Genomic DNA, 19894 nt, shown 5'->3' on the forward strand with positions numbered 1-19894 from the left:
CCCAAGCGCGCAAGCACTCCCAAAAAGAGAGCTTTCAGCGCTTGCCTGATCAGCGTTTGAGGCCGATTTGGCTTGAATCTCCAACGCCGGCGTCCTGCCCCTGGCGGGGAACGCAGCGGCAGGGACCACGCCTCAGCCGCCGCCGCGCAAGTGGCGCAGCTTGACGAACGCCAGTGCCGCCATCACCGCATCGTTGAGCGCGTCGTGCGCCTCGCGCTGGGGCAGGCCCAGGTCGTCCATCAGCTTGGCAAAGCGCAGGTCGATGTCCGCGTTGGCCTGCTGCTGGTAGGGCGGCAGCTGCCGGAACTTGTGGTCGTAGTACAGCGCCGAGACCTCTATTTTTTGCTGCGGCAGCCCCATGCCGAGGAGCGGCCAGAGGGCGCGGTTGAGCATGGCGACGTCGAACTCGAGGAAGTAGCCCACCAGCGGGCGGCTGCCGATGAAGTGCAGCAGCTGGTGCATCGCCTCGCCCAGCGGCAGCCCCTGGGCCACGTCCCGGCTGCGCAGGCGGTGGATGCGCACGCTCTCGGCCGGCACGTCCTTGCCGGGGCGCACCAGCAGCTCCAGGCGCTGGCTGGTCAGGATCCGGTTGCCGGCGATGCGCACCGCGCCGATGGCGATGATGTCGTCGCTGCGCACGTTGAGCCCCGTGGTCTCGCAGTCCAGCGCCACCCATTCCCCGGGCGGCGGCGGATCGAACAGGAAGGCATAGGCCGGGTCGGCCAGGTGGTAGAGCAGCCAGCGGCGCCGCAGCTGCGCCAGCCAGCGGCGCGGACCGGTGGCGGCGCTCACAGCGCGTCCAGCCGCAGGCGCTGGTGCAGCAGCGCCTTGAAGCGCTTGACCACGGTGAGCGCGTCCTTGAGCAGGTCGCGCTCCAGGCTGCTCAGGCGCTGCGGATCGACATTGCCGGTGACGGCGCGGCCGGTGTCGACCTCCGCCAGCCCGGCCTTCAGGCGCAGCCCCATCAGAAAGTGCAGGCTCTCCACCAGCTCCTCGCCGAGCCGAGCGTCCAGCGTGCCATCGGCCGCCAGCGCGGCCACGCGCTCGGCCGTGCCGGTGGCGGTCACGCGCCGCGCCAGCGCCAGGCTGCGCACGCCGTGCACGATGGGAAAGATGCCGGCCTTCTTCAGGCTGATCTGGCGCACGTCGTCGCCCAGGCCCAGCAGCCGGTTCCACCAGCCGCCGCCGTTGTCGAACTGCAGGGCCGCCGCGGCAAAGCGCGCAACCAGGGCGTCGTTGTCGGTGGCCAGCGCCATCAGCCCGCTCCGCACACCGGCCAGCAGCGCGGCGTCGCCCGCCACCGCGTGCGCGTCGAGGAAGATGGCCAGGTTCATCAGGCTGTCACCTTCGGGCAGCAGCAGCCACTGGCGCACGCGCCGCGTGAATTCGCTGGCCGTGCCGCGCCATTCGGGGTTGCTGAGCATGATGCGGCCCGGGCACTCGGGGTAGCCAAAGCGCTCCAGTACGTCCGAAAAACGCTGGCAGATGGCATCCAGGTCTTGCGGCGCGGTGTAGCCGTCGCGCAGCAGCAGGCCGTTGTCCTGGTCGGTCTTGAGCAGCTGTTCTCCGCGCCCCTCGCTGCCCATGACGAACAGGCAGCTGTGGGCCACCAGCTCGGCCGGCGCCACCATGCCCCAGGCGCGCTCGAACAGGCGCGCGTTGAGCTGCTGCACCAGCTTGGCCATCAGGCCGATGCGCGTGCCGCCGCGGTGCAGCGCGGCAATGAGTCGCGTGATCTGCGCGGCCGCCTGCGCCAGCGCCTGCAGGTCCTGCGCCTGCTCGATCTGCACCGTGATCAGGTGCGAGTGGTTGGCCAGGAAGCTGAACAGGTCGAGCGCCTCGAGGATGCCGCGCACCCCGCCGCCCTTTTCCTCGTCGTCCAGCACCACCACGCGGTGCACGCGCTCGCGCAGCAGCAGCGCCATGGCGTCTCCGAGCTGGTCGGACGCGCGCACGGTGACCACCGGGCGGCTGGCCAGCTCGCCCACCGCCAGCCGGTCGAGCGGCCGCCCGTCGAGGATGGCGCGCTGCAGCGTGGTGTTGGTGAAGATGCCCAGCCCCCCTGCCAGCCCCGTGACCAACACGCTGGTGGTGCGCTGCGCCTGGAACAGCCGCACCACGGAAACGATGTCGCACCCGGCATCGACCGTGTGCGCCGGGCGCAGGTAGGCCGCGTCCACGCGCGCCAGCGTCAGCGACTGGCGCTCGTGCTGGTCCGGGCGCTGGGCCAGCGCGCTGAGCTTGTGCCCGATGTCGGAAAACAGCAGCGCGCCGAAGGTGGTGTTGCGCGCGATCAGCTCCTTCACCGTTGCGCGGGCCAGCTGGTAGGCCACCACCTCCTGGGCCGCGACGAAGCGGCTGCTGACGCGCCCGGCCACCAGGCCGCGGCCGTCGAAGCTGTCGTCGGGGCCGTAGGTGGCCAGCACCTCGTCGCCCTCGGTCTGCGTGACATAGCCCTTGATGGGAATGAACAGGTGCGTGGGCACCGCGCCCACCTCGAGCACCACGGCGCCCTCGGGGAAGTAGGCGATGTCAACGCTGTCCTGCACCAGGCGCTGCTCGTCCAGGCTCAGGCAGTCGAACGGCGACGCGGCAAAGTTGAAGGCGTTGGGCATGGTGGGGCGCGATGGTGAACCGCCTGCGGCCTCGGTTCAGGCTGCGGCCCCCGCATTCAACCCGGCAGGCCTTGCGCCACGCTTGCAGCGGCGTCCCAGCCGGTGTCGAACCAGGCGTCGCCTTCGAGGTAGGCGCGCAGCATGGGCAGGCCGTCGAGCCCCCAGAACAGCTTGCCATCGACCTCGAACGCCGGCACGCCGAACACGCCGCGCGCGGCCGCGGCCTCGGTGTTGGCGCGCAGCAGCGCCTTCGGTTGCGCGCTGGCGCTGTCCTGGCCCGGCTGCAGCTGCGGCGCCAGCTCGGCCGCCAGCGCATCGAGCCGCGCCGCATCGAGCGCCTCGTGCCCGCCCTGCCAGACATGGCGTAGCACCGTGCCGGCGACAAAGCGGTTGACGCTGCCGTCCGCGCTGCAGGCCAGCGCCTGGCGCAACAGCGGCAGCGGATTGAACGGGTGGCGCAGCGGCATCGCGAGCGGCACGCCGAGCGCGTGGCCCAGCCAGCTGACGTGGCGGTAGGTCCAGTCGCGCTTCGGAAGAATGCCGGCCGGGCCCGGGTTGCCATGCTGCTGCAGCAGCGCGCCCAGCAGCACCGGCCGGTATTCGACGCTGTAGCTCAGCCCTTCGAGCACCTCGGGCAGGCGCTCGAAGGCCAGCCAGGCATAGGGCGAGACAAAGTCGAGGTAGAAGGTGATGTGCTTCATGTCGGCTCCTGCGCCAGGGTCTCGGGCGGAAACGGCACGCCCGCGCGCTGCGACAGCTGCGCCCAGATGGCCAGGCGCTGCGCCCGGTCGGCCTGCGACCAGGCGCGGATCTCGGGGATGGTGCGAAAGCACCCGGCGCAGTGGCTGCGGTCTTCGGTCATGCGGCAGACCGAGATGCAGGGCGAGGGGACATCCTCGTCCGAATTTTGGTCAAAATAGCCCGCAGCGCCCAGCAGGCTTGCGCGAGCAGCTATTGGTTCAATAGCATTCATGCTTGTCTCTGTTCTGTTTCCTGCACCACGTCCACCACGGGTGCGCCAGTGAGCCGTTGCAAATCGCTTGGGTGCAGTGCAAACACGCCGTGCGGGTGGCCCGCTGCAGCCCACAGCACGTCAAAGCGCTGCAGTTCGCGGTCGATCAGCGTGACCGGCGGCGTGGCGTGCGCCAGGGGTGAGACGCCGCCAATACTGAAGCCGGTGCGCGCCTTGACGAATTCGGCGTCGGCGCGGCCCAGCTTGCCGACCAGCGCCTCGACCTTCTTCTCGTCGACGCGCCGGTCGCCCGAGGTCACGACCAGCACCGCGACATCGTCGCTCTTGCGCCGGAAGATGATGCTCTTGGCCACCTGGCCGACCTCGATGCCCAGCACATCGGCCGCCTGCTGCGCGGTGCGGCAGGCGTCGTCGAGCATGCGCGGCATGTGCGGATGGCCCAGCGCCTGCAAGGCCGCCGCCACGCGCTGCACGCCCTCGGGCAAGGCTTTCAATTCAGCTCCACACATGGCGCTCACCCTGCCCGCTTGTTCAAGATCGCCATCGCCGCGCGCGAATTGGGCTTGCGGCCGAGGAAATCGCTGATGTAGGCACCGGCGTCGATCAGCTTGTCGAGGTCGATCCCCGTCTCGATGCCCATGCCGTGCAGCAGGTAGACCACGTCTTCGGTGGCCACGTTGCCGGTGGCGCCCTTGGCGTACGGGCAGCCGCCCAGGCCCGCGACCGAGGTGTCGTACTGCCACACGCCCATCTGCAGCGTGGCCAGGGTGTTGACCAGCGCCTGGCCGTAGGTGTCATGGAAGTGGCCCGACACGTCGTCGATGCCGTAGTGCTGCAGCGTGGCTTCGACCGCGCGCTGCACCTTGAGCGGCGTGCCCACGCCGATGGTGTCGGCCACGCCGACATGCTGCACGCCGATGCCCTTCATCAGGCCGGCCAGGTACGCCACGCGCTCGGGCGCAATTTCGCCCTCGTAGGGGCAGCCGACGGTGCAGCTCATGGCGCCGCGCACGGCGATGCCGGCGGCGCGCGCGGCCTCGACCACGGGCGCAAAGCGCTCGATGCTCTCGGCAATGCTGCAGTTGATGTTCTTCTGGCTGAAGGCCTCGCTGGCCGAGCCGAAGACCACGATCTCGTCGGGCCGGTCGGCCACGGCGGCCTCGAAGCCTTGCAGGTTGGGCGTGAGCACCGAGTAGCGCACGCCTTGCTTGCGCGCGATGCCTTGCATCACAGCGTGGTTGTCGGCCATCTGCGGCACCCATTTGGGGCTGACGTAGCTGGTAACCTCGATCTCTGTGAGGCCGGCGTCCTGCAGGCGGTGCACCAGGCCGACCTTGACGTCAAAGGGCACGGGCGATTTTTCGTTCTGCAGGCCGTCGCGCGGGCCAACATCGACGAGCTTGACGCGGGAGGGGTAGTTCATGGAAAGGTCCTCAACTCCAGATAACTGCGCGGGCCTTCAGTAGCCGCGGTCGGGGTTCACGATACCCGCCACGGCCTCGCCGCGCTGCAGGGCAGCGATCTTGCCCGCAATCTGCGCAATGGTTTCATCGCGCAGGGTGCGCGCCGAGGTGTGCGGCGTGACGGTGATTTTCGGGTGCTGCCAGAACGGGTGGCCGGCGGGCAGCGGCTCGGTGCGGAACACGTCGAGCGTGGCGCCGGCCAGGTGGCCGCTGGCGAGCAGCGCGATCAGGTCGTCGTCGACCAGGTGCGCGCCGCGCGCCACGTTGATGACGTAGCCGCCGCTCTGCAAGCGCGAGAGGGTGCCCTGGTTGAGGATGTCCTGCGTTTCAGGCGTCAGCGGCAGCAGGTTGACCAAGACGCGGCTGGCGGCCAGGAAGTCGTTGAAACCTTCGGCGCCGCTGTAGCAGCGCACGCCGCCCAGCGCCTTGGGCGAGCGGCTCCAGCCGTTGACCGGAAACTCGAACTGCGCCAAGGCCTTGGCCACGCGCTCGCCCAGCACGCCCAGGCCCATGACGCCGACGGCGAAGTCGGCGCGCAGGCGCGGCTTGCGGTAGGCCCATTGCCCCGCGCGCGTGCTCTCTTCGTAGGCGTCGAACTCACGGAAATGGCGGATGACGGCATGGCACACGTATTCGGCCATCTGCACCGCCATGCCGGCGTCGTCGAGCCGCACCACGGGGATGGTGGGCGGCAGGCGCAGCTTGAGCAATGCGTCCACGCCGGCGCCAATGTTGAACAGGGCTTTCAGGCCCGGCTGCTCGTCGAGGAACTGCTGGGGCGGCGCCCAGACGACGGCGTAGTCGGCCTGCGGCGCCCCGGCCTGCCAGACGCTGATGTCAGCGCCGGGCAGCGCGGCGGCCAGGCCCTGCAGCCAGGGTTCGGATTTGGTGTCGGTACAGCAAAAAGTGATTTTCATGGCGTGCGAGGTTAACGCCTGCGCGGGCCGGGCGCTGTCGCACCGGGGTGCGCATTGCGCCCGGCCCGGTCGTGCGGGTCAGGCAAGTTCAGGCAGTTGCGTCGGCTACGGCGGCCAGCTTGAGCAGCTCTGCGCCTTCCATGACCTGGTCGCCGGGCGCATAGAGCAGTTCCTGCACCACGCCCGCGCGCGGCGCGGCGATGGTGTGCTCCATCTTCATGGCCTCCATCACGGCCAGCGCCTGTCCCTTGCTCACCGTGTCGCCCGCCTGCACGGCGAACGACACCACCTTGCCCGGCATGGGCGCCGTCAGGCGGCCGCCTTCGTCCTGGGCCTCGCCCGCATGGGCCAGCAGGTCGATGGCGACGATCTGCGTCGCGCCCTGGGGAGTGAACACATGGTCGGTTTCGCCCATGGCGTACACGGTCGCCAGGGTGCGCTGGCCGGCGTACTGCAGGTCGATGCCGCGCCCGGCGGCCTCGAACACCAGCGGGCCGGACACCGCCCCGGCGCCCTCACCCACGCTCAGGCGCAGGCCGCCGCCGTGCAGGCAGGCCAGGCTGGCCTTGGCGTGCGTGCCGCCGAAATCGAACTCAAAGCGGCGCTCGACCAGGCCGTGCGAGCGCCAGCCGTCGCGGCGGCTGAAGGGGTCTGCGCCTTCGCGGGCACGCTCGCGCAGCAGGGTCTGCGCCACGGCGGCGGCGGCCGCCAGCGGCAGGCCCACGCGTTCCTGCTGGAACAGCACGGCCTCCTCGCGCGGGATCAGCGCGGTGTCGAGCTGAGCGTTGGCAAACGAGTCGCTGCGCGCGACCAGGCGCAGAAACTGCACGTTGGTCGCCAGGCCGACGATGTGCGTCTGCGCCAGTGCCTCATCGAGCCGCGCCAGGGCCTGTTCGCGCGTGTCGCTGTGCACGATGAGCTTGGCGACCATGGGGTCGTAGAACGGGCTGATGGCGTCGCCCTCGCGCACGCCGTCGTCGATGCGCACCGTGCCCCGCTCGAAACTGGTGGCGGGCGGCTTGCGGTACACGTGCAGCGTGCCGGTGGCCGGCAGGAACTGGTTGTCGGGGTTCTCGGCGCAGATGCGCGCTTCGATGGCATGGCCGGTGATGCGCAGCTCGTCCTGGCGTTTGGGCAGGGGCTCGCCACTGGCCACGCGCAACTGCCACTCGACCAGGTCTTCGCCGGTGATGGCCTCGGTCACCGGGTGCTCGACCTGCAGGCGCGTGTTCATCTCCATGAAGAAGAACTTCATCTGCTCGGGGTGCGCGTAGCCGCCAGGCTGCTCGACGATGAATTCCACCGTGCCCGCGCCGACGTAGTTCACCGCGCGCGCGGCGGCCACGGCGGCCTCGCCCATGCGCGCGCGCAGCTCCGGCGTCATGCCCGGCGCTGGCGCTTCTTCCAGCACCTTCTGGTGGCGCCGCTGCACCGAGCAGTCGCGCTCGAACAGGTAGACGCAGTTGCCCAGCGTGTCGCCAAACACCTGGATCTCGATGTGGCGCGGGCGCTGCACGTACTTTTCAATCAGCACGGCATCCAGGCCAAAGCTGTTGATGGCCTCGCGCTGGCAACTGGCGAGCGCGGCGGCAAAGTCCTCGGACCTGTCCACCACGCGCATGCCCTTGCCGCCGCCGCCGGCGCTGGCCTTGATGAGCACGGGGTAGCCGATGCGGTCGGCCTCGCGCTGCAGCAGTGCCGGATCCTGGTCGCTGCCGTGGTAGCCAGGCACCAGCGGCACGCCGGCCTTTTCCATCAGCTGCTTGGACTCGGCCTTCAGGCCCATGGCGGAAATAGCCGACGCGGGCGGGCCGATGAAAACCAGGCCCGCATCGGCGCAGGCCTGGGCGAACGCGTCGTTCTCGCTCAGGAAGCCGTAGCCGGGGTGAATGGCCTGCGCGCCCGTGGCCTGGGCCGCGGCAATGATCTTTTCCCAGCGCAAGTAGCTGTCCTGCGGCGCGCTGCCGCCGATGTGCACCGCCTCGTCGCAGACGGCCACATGCTTGGCGCGGGCGTCGGCGTCGGAATAGACGGCGACGGTCCGGATGCCCATGCGACGGGCAGTGGCGGCGACCCGGCAGGCGATTTCACCGCGGTTGGCTATGAGAATTTTTGTAAACATGAGAAAACTCCAAGGTGAAAACGCCCGCGTGCCCACGCACCCGGTCTCAAAAATCCCAGGCCGTCACGGCCCCGGCACTCCCGCAACCACGCCACAGGCGCGCAGCACAGCCGCCACATCCAGGTGCGCAGCCACCGCTGCCCGGTGGGGCTGCAGTTCAAAGCGCGGCACCTGGCCCCAGCAGGGCGCGCCCAGTCCGTCTTGCAGGGCGGTGATCTGGTCGGGCAGGTGCGGCATGGCGGCATCGACGGTGTTGGCGACCCAGCCGGCCAGCACCAGGCCACGCGCGCGCACCGCCTCGGCCGTCAGGAAGGCATGGCTCAGGCAGCCCAGGCGCAGGCCCACCACCAGCACCACGGGCAGGGCCAGCTCGCGGGCCAGGTCGGCCGTGTCCCAGCCGGGCACCAGCGGCACGCAAAAACCGCCCACACCTTCGACCAGGGCGATGTCGGCGCGCTGCGCTACACGGCGCACTTCGGCCAGCAGCGCCTGCGGTGCCAGGCTGCGGCCTTCCAGGCGCGCCGCCACATGGGGCGCACAGGCGGCGCGCAATTGCCACGGGCCCACGTCACTGTCCGTCAAGCCCGCATTGCCGGCATCGCGCAGTTGCCGCACGTCTTCGTTGACCCAGACGCCATCCACGCATTCCTGCCCTGCCGCGACGGGCTTGAGCGCGGCCACGCGCAGGCCCGTCTGCGCCAGCGCATGCGCCAGCCCGGCAGTGACGCAGGTCTTGCCGATCTCCGTGTCGGTGCCGGTGATGAACAGGCCCTTCATGCCACGGCCTCCGCAGCGCCCGCCAGGTGCTGCGCGCACTCTTGCAGCGCGTCCAGCAGCAGGTCGATGTCGGCGGCGGTGTGGCTGGCGCACAAGGTGATGCGCAAGCGCGCCGTGCCGGCCGGCACTGTGGGCGGCCGGATCGCCGGCACGCGGATGCCGTGGCGCTGCTCCAGCCGCGCCGCCAACGCCAGCGCCTGGGCATTGGCGCCCACCACCAGGGGCTGCACGGGGGTGTCGGACGGCAGCAGGCGCCAACCCGGTGGCGCGTGGCGCGCCAGCAGCGCCGCCACGCCGGCTTGCAGTTGCTGCTGCAAGGCGCGCAGTTGCACCCGCCGCGCATCGCCCTCGTCTCCGGCCACCAGCTGCAGGCTGGCCAACAGCGTGTGCGCCAGCGCGGGCGGTGCGGCGGTGGTGAAGATGTACGGGCGCGCGGCCTGCAGCAGGTACTCGGTGATGGTCGGGTGCGCGGCCACAAAGGCGCCGGCCACACCAGCCGCCTTGCCCAGCGTGCCGATCGCGATCAGACGCTCGCTGCGCAGGCCCAGGTACGCCAGCGTGCCGCGCCCCTGGGGCCCGAGCACGCCGAAGCCGTGCGCGTCGTCCACGATCAGCCAGGCGTCGTGCGCCTCGGCCAGCGCGAGCAGCGCGGCCAGCGGCGCCAGATCGCCGTCCATGCTGAAGACCGCATCGGTCACGATGAGCTTGATGCGCGCCGTGCTGGCCTGCAGCAACCGCGCCAGCCCCGCCATGTCGCCGTGGCCGTAGCGCTGCACGGCCGCGCGCGCCAGGCGCGCGCCGTCGATCAGCGAAGCGTGGTTGACCTCTTCGGAAAAGATCTCGGCGCCGGCATCGCCCAGCGCCGTGAGCACCGCTAGGTTGGCCATGTAGCCGGTGCAGAAAAACAGCGCGCGCGCATCGGGAATGCAGGGCGCCATCCAGTCACCGAGGGCGCGCTCCAGCGCGGCGTGCGCCTGCGAGTGACCGCTGATGAGGTGCGACGAGCCCGAGCCCACGCCGTAGCGCGCCACCCCTTCGCCCATGGCCAGCGCCAGCGCGGGGTGCGCGGCCAGGCCCAGGTAGTCGTTGCTGCAGAACATCAGAAGTTCGCGCGATGCGCCACCGGCCGCCTGCACCTGCTGGCGCGGCGCGGTCGCGCTGCCGGCCTCGCGCAGCACGCGCGTCAGGTTCTGCGCGGCCAGCGCGTCGAGCTTGGCTTGCAGGTAGTCGATCAGCATGCCAGCACCCCATCCAGCGTGGCCATGACAGCGCGCGCCAGAAACTGCGCCAGCGCCTCGTCCATCACATAGGGTGGCATGACATACACGGTGCGGCCGATCGGTCGGATCAGCAATTCATGCTGGCGCGCGACCAGGTGAAAACGCTCGGCAAAGCCCGGCGGCGCCAGGTCCTCGCGCACATCGAACGCCAGAATCATGCCGCGCTGGCGCAGGTGCTGCACGCGCGCATCGGTGGCCAGCGGCGCAAAGGCATCGGCCAGCCAGCGCGCCTGATCGCGGTTGCGCGCCAGCACATCGTCGCTGGCAAAGCGGTCGAGCACCGCGTTGGCCGCCGCGCAGGCCAGCGCATTGCCGGTGTAGGAATGCGAGTGCAAAAAGCCGCGCTCGACCTGCTCGCTCCAGAAGCACTGGTAGACCGCATCGGTGGTCAGCACCAGCGACAGGGGCAGGGTGCCGCCGCTGATGCCTTTGGACAGGGTGATGAAGTCGGGCCAGCCGGCATCGGCCTGCTCGAACGCAAAAAAACTGCCGCTGCGCCCACAGCCCACGGCAATCTCGTCGGCAATCAGGTGCACGTCAAATTCATCGCACAGCGCACGCAGCGCGCGCAGGTACGAGGGCTCGTGCATCACCATGCCGGCAGCGCACTGCACCAGCGGCTCGATGATGACGGCGGCAATGTGGCCGCGCCGCTCGGTCAGCATGCGGCGCATGTCGGCCAGGGCGCGGGCCTCTTGCATCGGGCCCTGGCGCGAGTCGGGCGCTTCGACCACGTGCGAGCGCATCAAGAGCGGGTCGTAGGCGTCGCGGAACACCGCCACGTCGGTGACCGACAGGGCGCCCAGAGTCTCGCCGTGGTAGCCATGGCGCAGGCAGATGAATTCACGCCGCGCGCTCTGGCCCAGATTGCGCCACGCATGAAAGCTCATCTTGAGCGCGATCTCCACGGCGCTGGCGCCATCGCTGGCAAAGAAGGTGTGGCCCAGCGCGCCGCCGGTCAGGGCCGCCAGCTTTTCGGCCAGCAGCACCGCGGGCGCGTGGGTGCAGCCCGCCAGCATGACGTGCGGCAGGGTGTCGAGCTGCTGCTTAATGGCGTCGTTGGTGCGGGCGTCGGCGTGGCCGAACAGGTTGACCCACCACGAGCTGTTGGCATCGAAATAGCGGCGACCGTCGTAGCCATACAGCCACGGGCCTGCACCGCGCGCGATGGCCAGGGGAGGCACCTGCTCGGCACGCGCCATTTGCGTGCACGGGTGCCAGACGGCGCGCAGGCTGCGCTGCGGCCAGTCGGTGGCGGGCGAAGGGGCGGTGTCGGTGTGCAAGGTCAAAATCCTGGGGCAAAAAGGGGCACCAATTGTGCAATCACCCCGTTCAGGCACCCGGTGCCGCAGTGGCACCCTGCCCGGCGAGCCGGCGCCACGCCGCCTTCAAGAACTTGAACAGCACGACCAGCAGCAGCACCGACAGCAGCAGCATCACGGCCAGCGCGGCGCCAAACCACACCGGGTGCTGCGTGGCCAGCCAGACCACGCCGACCACCAGGCCGTCCTCGAAGAAGGACAGCAGCCAATTGGAAAACGGCTCGGGCGAGGTGTTGGCGGCCGCGCGCGCGGTCATCTTGGTGGCCAGCGACGTGGCCGCCAGCGATCCCCCCATCAGGCCCGCGACCACGCCCATGGTGGCGCTGTCGGCGCCAAACACCCCGGCCGCCAGCAGGGCTCCGGCAGGGATGCGGATGAAGGCGTGCACCGCATCCCAGGCGCTGTCGAGCCAGGGAATCTTGTCGGCAAGGAATTCGACCAGCAGCATGCCGCCGCTGGCGGCCAGCACCGCCGGGTGCTGCAGCACGTGCAGCCCCGGAGGCAGGGGCAGCCAGCCGGCCGCACCCATCGCGCCGACCAGAAACACCACGGCATAGAGCCGGAAACCGCTGGCCCAGCCCAGCGCGGCGGCCAGCGCCAGCAGGCCCGGCATGTCGAGCTTTTGCGCCGCCTGAGCCGCGCCGGCAGCCGCGCCCTGCACCATGCCCACGTCCAGATGCAGGCCGAGCGTGTGCAGCCATTGAATGAAAGTGGGCCAGAGGTTTTCCATGGGCGCTGCGCTCCCTGCGGGGTTCAATCCGTCCGTTGCAGCAACCACGCCGGCTTGCGCTTGTGCAGGAAGGACTGCACGCCCTCCTTGCCTTCGCTGCTGGCGCGGATGTCGGCGATGCCCTCGACGGTGGCAGCGACCAGGGCGGCACCGATCTCGCGCCCGGCAACGTCGAGCACCAGTTTCTTGCAGGCGCGCACCGCGTTCGGGCTAGCGCTGGTCAGTGCCTGGAGCAATTCGTCCACCTTGGTATCGAGCGCGCCAGGCGCCACCACCGCGTGCACGAAACCGATGCGCAGTGCTTCGGCGGCATCAAAGCGCTCGGCGGTCAGAAAGTAGCGGTGCGCGGCGCGCGCGCCCATGGCGCGGATGACATAGGGGCTGATGGTGGCCGGGATCAGCCCGAGCTTGACCTCGCTGAGGCAAAAACCGGCCGTGTCCACCGCCACCGCCATGTCGCATGCCGCGACCAGGCCCATGCCACCGGCGTACACATCGCCCTGCACGCGCGCGATCGTCGGCTTGGGGCATTCGTAGATCGCGCGCAGCATGTCGGCAAGCTTGGCGGCGTCGGCCAAATTTTCGGCATGCGTGTAGTCGGCCATGCGGCGCATCCAGTTGAGGTTGGCGCCGGCGCAGAAAGCCGGTCCCTCGGCGGCCAGCACCACGGCGCGCACCTCGGCGCGCGCGCCCACCTCGGTGAAGGCCTGCGTGATCTCGGCGATCACTTCGTCGCTGAAGGCATTGCGAATTTCAGGCTGCGTAAGCGTGATGCGCGCCACGGCGCCGTCGCAGGTGATTTGAAGATTGCTGCTCATGGTGTGTCGCTTTGTTCGGCTTGCAAAAAGTAGACGAGATCCAGCTCGGGGCAGGGCTGGCCCAGGGCGGTGAGTGCCGCCGTGATCTGGCCGCGGTGGTGGGTTCCATGGTTGAACACATGGGCCAGCGTGGCGGCGAACGGCAGCGAGGCCGCCACACCGCGCGTGGTGGTGTAGTCCAGCGTCTGGCCCCAGCGCTCTGCGGGCAGCGTGGCGATCAGCGGCTCCCAGCGGGCCGCGCCTGCGCGCAGGCGGGCGTCCAGCCGCGCACGGTCGGGCTCGATCTCGTGGTCCAGCGCCACCTGGGGTGAAATGCCTTCGGCAAAGCGCACAAACCACAGATGGTGCTCGCCCACCAGCAGGTGGTTCAGCGTGCCGTGGATGCTGCGAAAGAACAGGCCCAGATCGCGCCGGTAGGTGTCTTCGGGCAGCGCTGCCACGGCGTCCAGCAGGCGCGCCGTGGCCCAGGCGTTGTAGCGCGCCAGCAGAGTGAAGTGCGCATTCCAAGTCATGGTGCGGCCCGGGTGCCAAGCACCCGGCTCCAGAACGCATCGAGCGCAGCCAGCGCCTCTGTGCGCGCCTTTGGATTGCCGCCCTGGTGTACGCCCTGCGCCAAGGCTCCGTTGGGCACGTCGGTGCGCAGGCGCACGGACGCCATGCCGTCGAAGCCGTGGTAGCTGTCCTGGTACACGTGCACGCTGACATCACTGCCGGCGCGCGCCTGCAGGCCGCGTGCAAAGTCCACGCACGGCTGCGGTGGCGTCCAGTCGTCGAGCGCGCCCAGCAACATCAGCAGCGGGGTGTTCTCGAGCAGGGCCTGGCGCTTGTGCAGCGGAGCACAGCCCGGGTAGAACACCGCGGCGCCCGCCAGGGGCGGCTCGCCGGCCTCGGGGTGCGCGCGGCGCTGCTCCAGCAGGGTCAGGGTGGTGGTGGCGCCGTTGGACCAGCCGAGCACGCCGATGCGCTGAACATCCACTTGCGGCTGCGCGGCAAGCCAGGCCAGGGCCGCGCGCGCGTCCTGGGCACGCTGGGCCACGTCCACGCTGCGCTCGCGGTAGCGGGTCTGGCAGACCTCGCGCACGCCGCGCGAACCGAAGCTGTCGGGCATCAGCACCGCGTAGCCGGCGGCGTGCAGGCGCTCGGCCGTCTCGCGGTAGCGCACGGACAGGCCGCCGCCCTTGGCGTAGAGCCCGCCGCAGCCGTGCAATGCCAGAACGGCCGGCCTGCGTGCGTCACCCTCGACGGGCAACCAGTGGGCTCGCAGCACCGCGCCCGATGGCAGGGGCAGTTCCACGCGCTGCAGCGCCGGCGCGGCCAGCACCGGGGCCGCGCCGAGCCCGAGGGCAGCGCACAGCAGCAGGCGGTGACAAAGGCGTTGGAGCACAGGGATGGACACAATGGATCTCTACGTCGCCAGGGCCATCACATGCGGAACAGACCGAACTTGGTGTCCTCGATCGGCGCATTGCGCGTGGCCGACAGGCCCAGCGCGAGCACGCGGCGCGTATCAGCAGGATCGATCACGCCGTCGTCCCACAGGCGCGCGCTGGCGTAGTAGGGGTGGCCCTGGTCGTCGTACTGGCGGCGGATCGGTGCCTTGAAGGCTTCCTCCTCCTCCATGCTCCACTGGCCACCCTTGCCTTCGATGCCGTCGCGCTTGACGGTGGCGAGCACGCCGGCGGCCTGGTCACCGCCCATGACGGAGATGCGCGCGTTCGGCCACATCCAGAGGAAGCGCGGGCTGTAGGCGCGGCCGCACATGCCGTAATTGCCGGCGCCAAAGCTGCCACCGATGATGATGGTGAACTTCGGCACGTTCGCCGTGGCCACGGCCGTGACCATCTTGGCGCCGTTGCGTGCAATGCCTTCGTTCTCGTACTTGCGGCCGACCATGAAGCCGGTGATGTTCTGCAAAAACACCAGCGGGATCTTGCGCTGGCAGCACAGCTCGATGAAGTGCGTCGCCTTGAGCGCCGATTCGCTGAACAGGATGCCGTTGTTGGCAATGATGCCCACGGCCATGCCCTCGATGCGCGCAAAACCGGTGACCAGCGTGGTGCCGTAGCGCGCCTTGAACTCGTCGAACTCGCTGCCGTCGACGATGCGCGCAATGATCTCGCGCACGTCAAACGGCTTGCGCGTGTCCACCGGGATCACGCCGTACAGCTCTTCCGCTGCAAAAAGAGGAGCTGCAGGCGCAGCGTCGGCAAGGGTTGGAGCCTTGTTTTTATTCAAATTGCGCACGGCGTTGCGCGCCAGCTGCAACGCGTGCAGGTCGTTTTGCGCCAGGTGGTCGGCCACGCCCGACAGGCGCGTGTGTACGTCGCCGCCGCCGAGGTCTTCGGCCGTCACCACTTCACCCGTGGCCGCCTTGACCAGCGGCGGGCCGCCCAGAAAGATGGTGCCCTGGTTCTTCACGATGATGGACTCGTCGCTCATGGCGGGCACATAGGCGCCGCCTGCCGTGCAGCTGCCCATGACTACGGCGATCTGCGCGATGCCCTGCGCGCTCATTTGGGCCTGGTTGTAGAAGATGCGGCCGAAGTGGTCGCGGTCGGGGAAGACCTCGTCCTGGTTGGGCAGGTTGGCGCCGCCCGAGTCAACCAGGTAGATGCACGGCAGGTGGTTCTGCTGCGCCACTTCCTGGGCGCGCAGGTGCTTCTTGACGGTGAGCGGGTAGTAGGTGCCGCCCTTCACGGTGGCGTCGTTGCAGACGATCATGCAGTCGATGCCGCTCACGCGGCCGATGCCCGCGATCAGGCCGGCGCAGGGCGCGGCATTGCCGTACATGTTGAGCGCGGCCAACGGCGCCAGCTCCAGGAAGGGCGTGCCCGGGTCGAGCAGCATCTGCACGCGCTCGCGCGGCAGCAGCTTGCCGCGCGCCACGTGCTTGGCGCGCGCGGCCTCGCCGCCGCCTTCGAAGATCTTGGCGATGTGCGCGTTCAGGTCCTCGACCAGCGCGCGCATGGCGGTGGCGTTGGCCAGGAAGTCGGCCGAGCGGGCGTTGAGTTGGGTGGGCAAAACGGGCATGGAGGTCTTTCCGGGGCGAAGGATCACAGGGCACGGGCGCCGTCGGCCAGGCGCTGGCCGCGGCAGGAATTCGTGCCCTCAAGAATAAGCCGGGTGGCGACCGCAAGGTTGCCACTGTGGTTGCAAATAGCGCCACGGCCCGGCACACTGGAGCCCATGCCGCCCTTCCCCTCTGCGCGCCCCTCCGCCCCGCCCCTGTCGCCCGACTCCTGGGGGACCGCCGCCACCCCCATAGCCTTTGTCCAGGCCATTGTCCAGGCCTGCGAACGCGCCGGCCTGGACCCGACCGCGCTGCTGCACCAGGCACAAATCGCGCCAGACGATGCCAAAAATCCGGCAGCGCGCGTGACCGCCTGGCAATTCGAGCGCCTCTCGGGCCTGGCCATGCAGACGCTGGACGACGAAGCCCTGGGCTGGTTCAACCGGCGCCTGCCCTGGGGCAGCTACGGCATGCTGGCGCGCGCCTCCATCAGCGCGCCCGACCTGCTGCTGGCCGTCGCGCGCTGGTGCCGCCACCATGCGCTGATCGCCGACGACATCACGCTCACGCTGTCCGTGCAGGACGGCACGGCCGAAATCGCCATCGCCGAGCACCGCGACCTCGGCAGCCTGCGCGAGTTCTGCCTAGTGTCCGTGCTGCGCAACATCCACGGCCTGGCGTGCTGGTTCATCGACTCGCGCATACCGCTGCAGGGCGCGCAGTTTCCGTTCGCCGCGCCAGCGCACCAGGCGGCATACGACGTGCTGTTTTCCGGTCCCACGCGCTTTGCCGCCGGGCCCGCGGCGCTGCGCTTTGACGCGCGCTACCTGCAGCTGCCACTGCAGCGCGACGAGGCCGCGCTGCGCCAGATGCTCGAGCGCGCCCTGCCGCTCACGGTGCTGCAGTACCGGCGCGACCGCCTGCTGGTGCAGCGCGTGCGCCAGGCCTTGGCCGCCGACCCCGGCGCGCCGCACAGCGCCGAGGCGCTGGCGCTGCGCCTGCACCTGTCGCCGCGCACCCTGCACCGCCAGCTCAAGGACGAGGGCGCCTCGCTGCAGGCGCTCAAAGACGAGGTGCGGCGCGAGCGCGCCGTGGCCCTGCTGCACCGCACCGACCGCCCGATCAAGCAGGTGGCGCACGAGGCCGGCTTCACCAACGACAAGAGCTTCATCCGCGCCTTCCGCGGCTGGACCGGCCAATCGCCCGCCGAGTTCCGGCGCAGCGCGCGGGCGCCGGCATGATCTGCGCCCGCGTTGGCAGTTTTTGTTCCGCCTGCTTGCCTAGACTGGCCGTTTTGCCCCAGGCGCCGACGCCATGATCCACCTCCACCACTGCGTCAGCGCGCGCTCGTTTCGCCCCCTATGGATGCTCGAAGAGCTGCAGCTCCCTTACCGGCTGCACCTGCTGCCGTTCCCTCCGCGCACGCTGGCGCGCAGCTTTCTCGAGCGCAACCCGCTGGGCACGGTGCCGCTGCTGGTGCACGGCGACGTGCGCATGACCGAGTCCAGCGCCATGTGCCAGTACCTCGCGGCCTTGCGACCCGAGGCAGGGCTCGATGTGTCGGCCGCCGACCCGGCCTTTGGCGCCTACCTGAACTGGCTGCACATGGCCGATGCCACGCTCACCTTCCCGCAAACGCTGGTGCTGCGCTACACGCATTTCGAGCCGCCCGCGCGCCGGCAGCCGCAGGTGGCGGACGACTATGGCCGCTGGTTCCTGGCGCGCCTGCGCGCCGTCGAAAGCGCCGCGGCCCGCAGCGACTGGCTCTGCCCTGGCCGCTTCACCGCCGCCGACGTGGCCGTGGGCTACGCCCTGCTGCTGGCCCAGCACCTGGGCCTGGACGCGCAGCTCGGCGAGGCCACGCGCGCCTACTGGCAGCGGCTGCAAGCGCGCCCGGCCTACCGGCGCGCGCTGGCGGCGCAGCAGCAGGCGGCGCTGGACGAGGGCATCTCGCCCCAGCCCTCGCCCGATATCCGCCCCTGATCGCCCCTGACATTGCCCGCGCCATGATCTCCATCGACGACACCACCACCATCGGCGACGCCTTCTTCCGCGCCGCCGCAGCCTACGGCCCCCACAGCCTGCTGGCCGTGCCCGCCAACCCGGCGCGCGCCTACGACCCGCAGGGCCGCGAGATCGGCTATGGCGAAGCGGGCGCGCAGGTGCAGGACCTGATGGCGCGCTACCGCGCCGCCGGCTATGGCCTGGGCCACCGCGTCGCCCTGTTTCTGGAGAGCCGGCCCGAGCACATGCTGCACAAGCTGGCGCTGAACGCGCTCGGCGCCTGCGTGGTGCCGATCAACCCCGACTACCGCCCGCGCGAGCTGGCCTACCTGATCGACCATGCACGCGTGGACCTGGCGGTGGCGCTGCCCGCGCGCCTGCCCGCCGTGCACGCCGCGCTGGCCGAGGCGCGCCACCAGCCGCCCGTGGCCACGCCGGACGAGATGGCGGCGCTGCCTGCACCGGCCCAGCCCGCGCAGCCCGGCGCGCCCGTGGCCGACACGCACGCCAGCATCCTCTACACCTCTGGCACCACGGGCCGGCCCAAGGGCTGCGTGCTCTCGCACCGCTACGAGCTCGCGGCCGGTGCTTGGTATGCCGGCCAGGGCGGCCTGGTCGCCATCCGCGAGGGCCAGGAGCGCCTGTACAACCCGCTGCCGCTGTTCCATGTGAACGCGTCCATCCTGTCGTTCTACTGCATGCTGCTGACCGGCGGCTGCCAGGTGCAGACCGACCGCTTTGCGCCCTCGCGCTGGTGGCAGGAGGTGTGCGAGAGCCGCGCCACCATCGTGCATTACCTGGGCGTCGTCGTGCCCATGCTGCTGGCCCAGCCGGCCAGTCCGCTGGAGCGCGCGCACCGCGTGCGCTTTGGCTACGGCGCCGGCGTCGAGCCGCAGCTGCACGCCGTGTTCGAAGAGCGCTTTGGCCTGCCGCTGGTCGAGCTCTGGGGCATGACCGAGATCGTGCGCATCCTCTCCGACCACCACGCGCCGCGCCAGATCGGCACGCGCGCCTTTGGCCGCGCGGAGCCCGGCCTGGAGGTCTGCGTCGTGGACGAATCGGGCGCCGAAGTGCCCGCAGGCCAGCCCGGCGAGATGTGGGTGCGACACTCGGCCGCCACGCCGCGCAAGGACTTCTTCAGCGGCTACCTCGACGACCCGGAGGCCACCGAGGCGGCCTGGCGCGGCGGCTGGTTCCACACCGGCGACATCGTCACGCGCGATGCCGGCGGCATGCTGCACTTCATGGACCGGCGCAAGAACATCATCCGCCGCTCGGGCGAGAACATTGCCGCCGCCGAGGTCGAGGCCTTGCTGCTCACGCACCCGATGGTGCACCAGGCGGCCGTGCTGGCCGTGCCCGACGCGGTGCGCGAAGAAGAGGTGCTGGCCTGCGTGGTGCTCGACCCCGCGGCTGCCGCCGACCTGGCGCACGCTGACGCGGCGCGCACCCTGCAGGACTTCTGCCTGCGCGAGCTGGCGTATTACAAGGCGCCAGGCTGGTGGTGGTTTGCGGACGAGATCCCGACCACGGGCACGCAGAAGATCCAGAAGCACCGTATCTTCCCGGCGGGGAGCGACCCGCGCACGCTGGCAGGGATGGTGGATTTGTGTGCGTTCAAGAAGCGGCAGAAGGGGTGATGGGGGGACTGGTTTTTTGATTGGCTTTGCGCGCTTTGCTGAGGGCGGAGGCCAGGATGTGCGCCCGGCGGCGCAGTAACTTTCTCTTGGTCGCCAAGAGAAAGTTACCAAAGAGAAGGCGACCCGAAGTCTGCGACCCCTGCGCTGCGCTACGGGGCAACCTGCGGTGCTCGCGCCCAGCGGGGTCTCGCTCCAACTCGCCACTGCGTGGCTCAAACAGTCG

Annotated in this window: 19 protein-coding genes; 3 read left to right on the forward strand and 16 right to left on the reverse strand. The window is 70.0% G+C overall.

Annotated features, from left to right (window positions below):
• Positions 1–132: 132 nt before the first annotated feature.
• From B2J86_RS04975 to B2J86_RS05050, 16 genes are all read right to left on the reverse strand, one after another.
• The gene (locus B2J86_RS04975) at positions 133–792 is read right to left on the reverse strand and encodes a 3'-5' exonuclease (RefSeq protein ID WP_173024860.1); all 660 of its coding nucleotides are present in this window, start codon (positions 790–792) and stop codon (positions 133–135) included.
• Entirely contained in the window at positions 789–2615 is a 1827-nt protein-coding gene (locus tag B2J86_RS04980; protein WP_173024861.1) for a putative nucleotidyltransferase substrate binding domain-containing protein, read from the reverse strand. The genes B2J86_RS04975 and B2J86_RS04980 overlap by 4 nt, the downstream gene beginning before the upstream one ends.
• A 56-nt stretch (positions 2616–2671) precedes the next feature.
• Positions 2672–3316: a 2-hydroxychromene-2-carboxylate isomerase gene (locus B2J86_RS04985; protein ID WP_169634240.1), complete on the reverse strand. Its 645-nt coding sequence runs from the start codon at positions 3314–3316 to the stop codon at positions 2672–2674.
• Positions 3313–3588 carry a DUF1289 domain-containing protein gene (locus B2J86_RS04990; protein WP_169634241.1) on the reverse strand — a complete coding sequence of 92 codons (276 nt, stop codon included), beginning with the start codon at positions 3586–3588 and terminating at the stop codon, positions 3313–3315. Before B2J86_RS04990 ends, B2J86_RS04985 begins: the two co-directional genes overlap by 4 nt.
• On the reverse strand, positions 3585–4097 hold the full coding sequence (locus B2J86_RS04995) for a YbaK/EbsC family protein (RefSeq protein ID WP_173024862.1): 513 nt from the start codon (positions 4095–4097) through the stop codon (positions 3585–3587). Before B2J86_RS04995 ends, B2J86_RS04990 begins: the two co-directional genes overlap by 4 nt.
• Before the next feature lie 5 nt (positions 4098–4102).
• The gene (locus B2J86_RS05000; protein WP_169634243.1) at positions 4103–5011 is read right to left on the reverse strand and encodes a hydroxymethylglutaryl-CoA lyase; all 909 of its coding nucleotides are present in this window, start codon (positions 5009–5011) and stop codon (positions 4103–4105) included.
• A 36-nt stretch (positions 5012–5047) separates the two neighbouring features.
• The gene (locus B2J86_RS05005; protein ID WP_173024863.1) at positions 5048–5968 is read right to left on the reverse strand and encodes a glyoxylate/hydroxypyruvate reductase A; all 921 of its coding nucleotides are present in this window, start codon (positions 5966–5968) and stop codon (positions 5048–5050) included.
• 88 nt (positions 5969–6056) lie between these two features.
• Positions 6057–8090 (reverse strand): acetyl/propionyl/methylcrotonyl-CoA carboxylase subunit alpha, encoded by a 2034-nt coding sequence (locus B2J86_RS05010; RefSeq protein WP_173024864.1) that lies wholly within the window; start codon positions 8088–8090, stop codon positions 6057–6059.
• Positions 8091–8153: 63 nt separating this feature from the next.
• Positions 8154–8867: a dethiobiotin synthase gene (bioD, locus tag B2J86_RS05015; RefSeq protein ID WP_173024865.1), complete on the reverse strand. Its 714-nt coding sequence runs from the start codon at positions 8865–8867 to the stop codon at positions 8154–8156.
• Positions 8864–10105 (reverse strand): 8-amino-7-oxononanoate synthase, encoded by a 1242-nt coding sequence (gene bioF, locus B2J86_RS05020; RefSeq protein WP_173024866.1) that lies wholly within the window; start codon positions 10103–10105, stop codon positions 8864–8866. Before bioF ends, bioD begins: the two co-directional genes overlap by 4 nt.
• Positions 10099–11436: an adenosylmethionine--8-amino-7-oxononanoate transaminase gene (gene bioA / locus B2J86_RS05025; protein WP_173024867.1), complete on the reverse strand. Its 1338-nt coding sequence runs from the start codon at positions 11434–11436 to the stop codon at positions 10099–10101. Before bioA ends, bioF begins: the two co-directional genes overlap by 7 nt.
• A gap of 43 nt (positions 11437–11479) precedes the next feature.
• Complete coding sequence (locus B2J86_RS05030; RefSeq protein ID WP_169634249.1) at positions 11480–12199, reverse strand: DUF4126 domain-containing protein; 720 nt, start codon at positions 12197–12199, stop codon at positions 11480–11482.
• Positions 12200–12222: 23 nt separating this feature from the next.
• Positions 12223–13017: an enoyl-CoA hydratase/isomerase family protein gene (locus B2J86_RS05035; protein ID WP_169170789.1), complete on the reverse strand. Its 795-nt coding sequence runs from the start codon at positions 13015–13017 to the stop codon at positions 12223–12225.
• Positions 13014–13529 (reverse strand): DinB family protein, encoded by a 516-nt coding sequence (locus tag B2J86_RS05040; protein WP_169170790.1) that lies wholly within the window; start codon positions 13527–13529, stop codon positions 13014–13016. Before B2J86_RS05040 ends, B2J86_RS05035 begins: the two co-directional genes overlap by 4 nt.
• On the reverse strand, positions 13526–14413 hold the full coding sequence (locus tag B2J86_RS05045) for a dienelactone hydrolase family protein (protein WP_173024868.1): 888 nt from the start codon (positions 14411–14413) through the stop codon (positions 13526–13528). Before B2J86_RS05045 ends, B2J86_RS05040 begins: the two co-directional genes overlap by 4 nt.
• A 26-nt stretch (positions 14414–14439) precedes the next feature.
• On the reverse strand, positions 14440–16047 hold the full coding sequence (locus B2J86_RS05050) for a carboxyl transferase domain-containing protein (RefSeq protein WP_173024869.1): 1608 nt from the start codon (positions 16045–16047) through the stop codon (positions 14440–14442).
• 156 nt (positions 16048–16203) lie between these two features.
• Here B2J86_RS05050 and B2J86_RS05055 point away from each other — a divergent pair, with 156 nt between their 5' ends.
• From B2J86_RS05055 to B2J86_RS05065, 3 genes are all read left to right on the forward strand, one after another.
• Positions 16204–17268 (forward strand): AraC family transcriptional regulator, encoded by a 1065-nt coding sequence (locus B2J86_RS05055; RefSeq protein WP_173024870.1) that lies wholly within the window; start codon positions 16204–16206, stop codon positions 17266–17268.
• Positions 17269–17341: 73 nt separating this feature from the next.
• Positions 17342–18010, forward strand: coding sequence for a glutathione S-transferase family protein (locus tag B2J86_RS05060; protein WP_173024871.1), 669 nt, complete (start codon positions 17342–17344; stop codon positions 18008–18010).
• Between the two features lie 23 nt (positions 18011–18033).
• Complete coding sequence (locus tag B2J86_RS05065) at positions 18034–19671, forward strand: AMP-binding protein (RefSeq protein WP_173024872.1); 1638 nt, start codon at positions 18034–18036, stop codon at positions 19669–19671.
• Positions 19672–19894 lie beyond the last annotated feature (223 nt).

The organism is Acidovorax sp. SRB_14 (assembly GCF_012932145.1).
Lineage (GTDB): Bacteria > Pseudomonadota > Gammaproteobacteria > Burkholderiales > Burkholderiaceae_C > Simplicispira.

Excerpts from the sequence above, each read along its gene's own strand:
- bioD (WP_173024865.1), bottom strand. The coding sequence starts at position 8,867 with ATGAAGGGCCTGTTCATCACCGGCACCGACACGGAGATCGGCAAGACC.
- B2J86_RS05055 (WP_173024870.1), top strand. The coding sequence starts at position 16,204 with ATGCCGCCCTTCCCCTCTGCGCGCCCCTCCGCCCCGCCCCTGTCGCCC.
- B2J86_RS05000 (WP_169634243.1), bottom strand. The coding sequence starts at position 5,011 with ATGAACTACCCCTCCCGCGTCAAGCTCGTCGATGTTGGCCCGCGCGAC.
- B2J86_RS04980 (WP_173024861.1), bottom strand. The coding sequence starts at position 2,615 with ATGCCCAACGCCTTCAACTTTGCCGCGTCGCCGTTCGACTGCCTGAGC.
- B2J86_RS05060 (WP_173024871.1), top strand. The coding sequence starts at position 17,342 with ATGATCCACCTCCACCACTGCGTCAGCGCGCGCTCGTTTCGCCCCCTA.
- B2J86_RS05065 (WP_173024872.1), top strand. The coding sequence starts at position 18,034 with ATGATCTCCATCGACGACACCACCACCATCGGCGACGCCTTCTTCCGC.
- B2J86_RS04990 (WP_169634241.1), bottom strand. The coding sequence starts at position 3,588 with ATGAATGCTATTGAACCAATAGCTGCTCGCGCAAGCCTGCTGGGCGCT.
- B2J86_RS04985 (WP_169634240.1), bottom strand. The coding sequence starts at position 3,316 with ATGAAGCACATCACCTTCTACCTCGACTTTGTCTCGCCCTATGCCTGG.
- B2J86_RS05030 (WP_169634249.1), bottom strand. The coding sequence starts at position 12,199 with ATGGAAAACCTCTGGCCCACTTTCATTCAATGGCTGCACACGCTCGGC.
- B2J86_RS05050 (WP_173024869.1), bottom strand. The coding sequence starts at position 16,047 with ATGCCCGTTTTGCCCACCCAACTCAACGCCCGCTCGGCCGACTTCCTG.
- bioF (WP_173024866.1), bottom strand. The coding sequence starts at position 10,105 with ATGCTGATCGACTACCTGCAAGCCAAGCTCGACGCGCTGGCCGCGCAG.
- B2J86_RS05005 (WP_173024863.1), bottom strand. The coding sequence starts at position 5,968 with ATGAAAATCACTTTTTGCTGTACCGACACCAAATCCGAACCCTGGCTG.
- B2J86_RS05035 (WP_169170789.1), bottom strand. The coding sequence starts at position 13,017 with ATGAGCAGCAATCTTCAAATCACCTGCGACGGCGCCGTGGCGCGCATC.
- B2J86_RS04995 (WP_173024862.1), bottom strand. The coding sequence starts at position 4,097 with ATGTGTGGAGCTGAATTGAAAGCCTTGCCCGAGGGCGTGCAGCGCGTG.
- B2J86_RS05040 (WP_169170790.1), bottom strand. The coding sequence starts at position 13,529 with ATGACTTGGAATGCGCACTTCACTCTGCTGGCGCGCTACAACGCCTGG.
- B2J86_RS05010 (WP_173024864.1), bottom strand. The coding sequence starts at position 8,090 with ATGTTTACAAAAATTCTCATAGCCAACCGCGGTGAAATCGCCTGCCGG.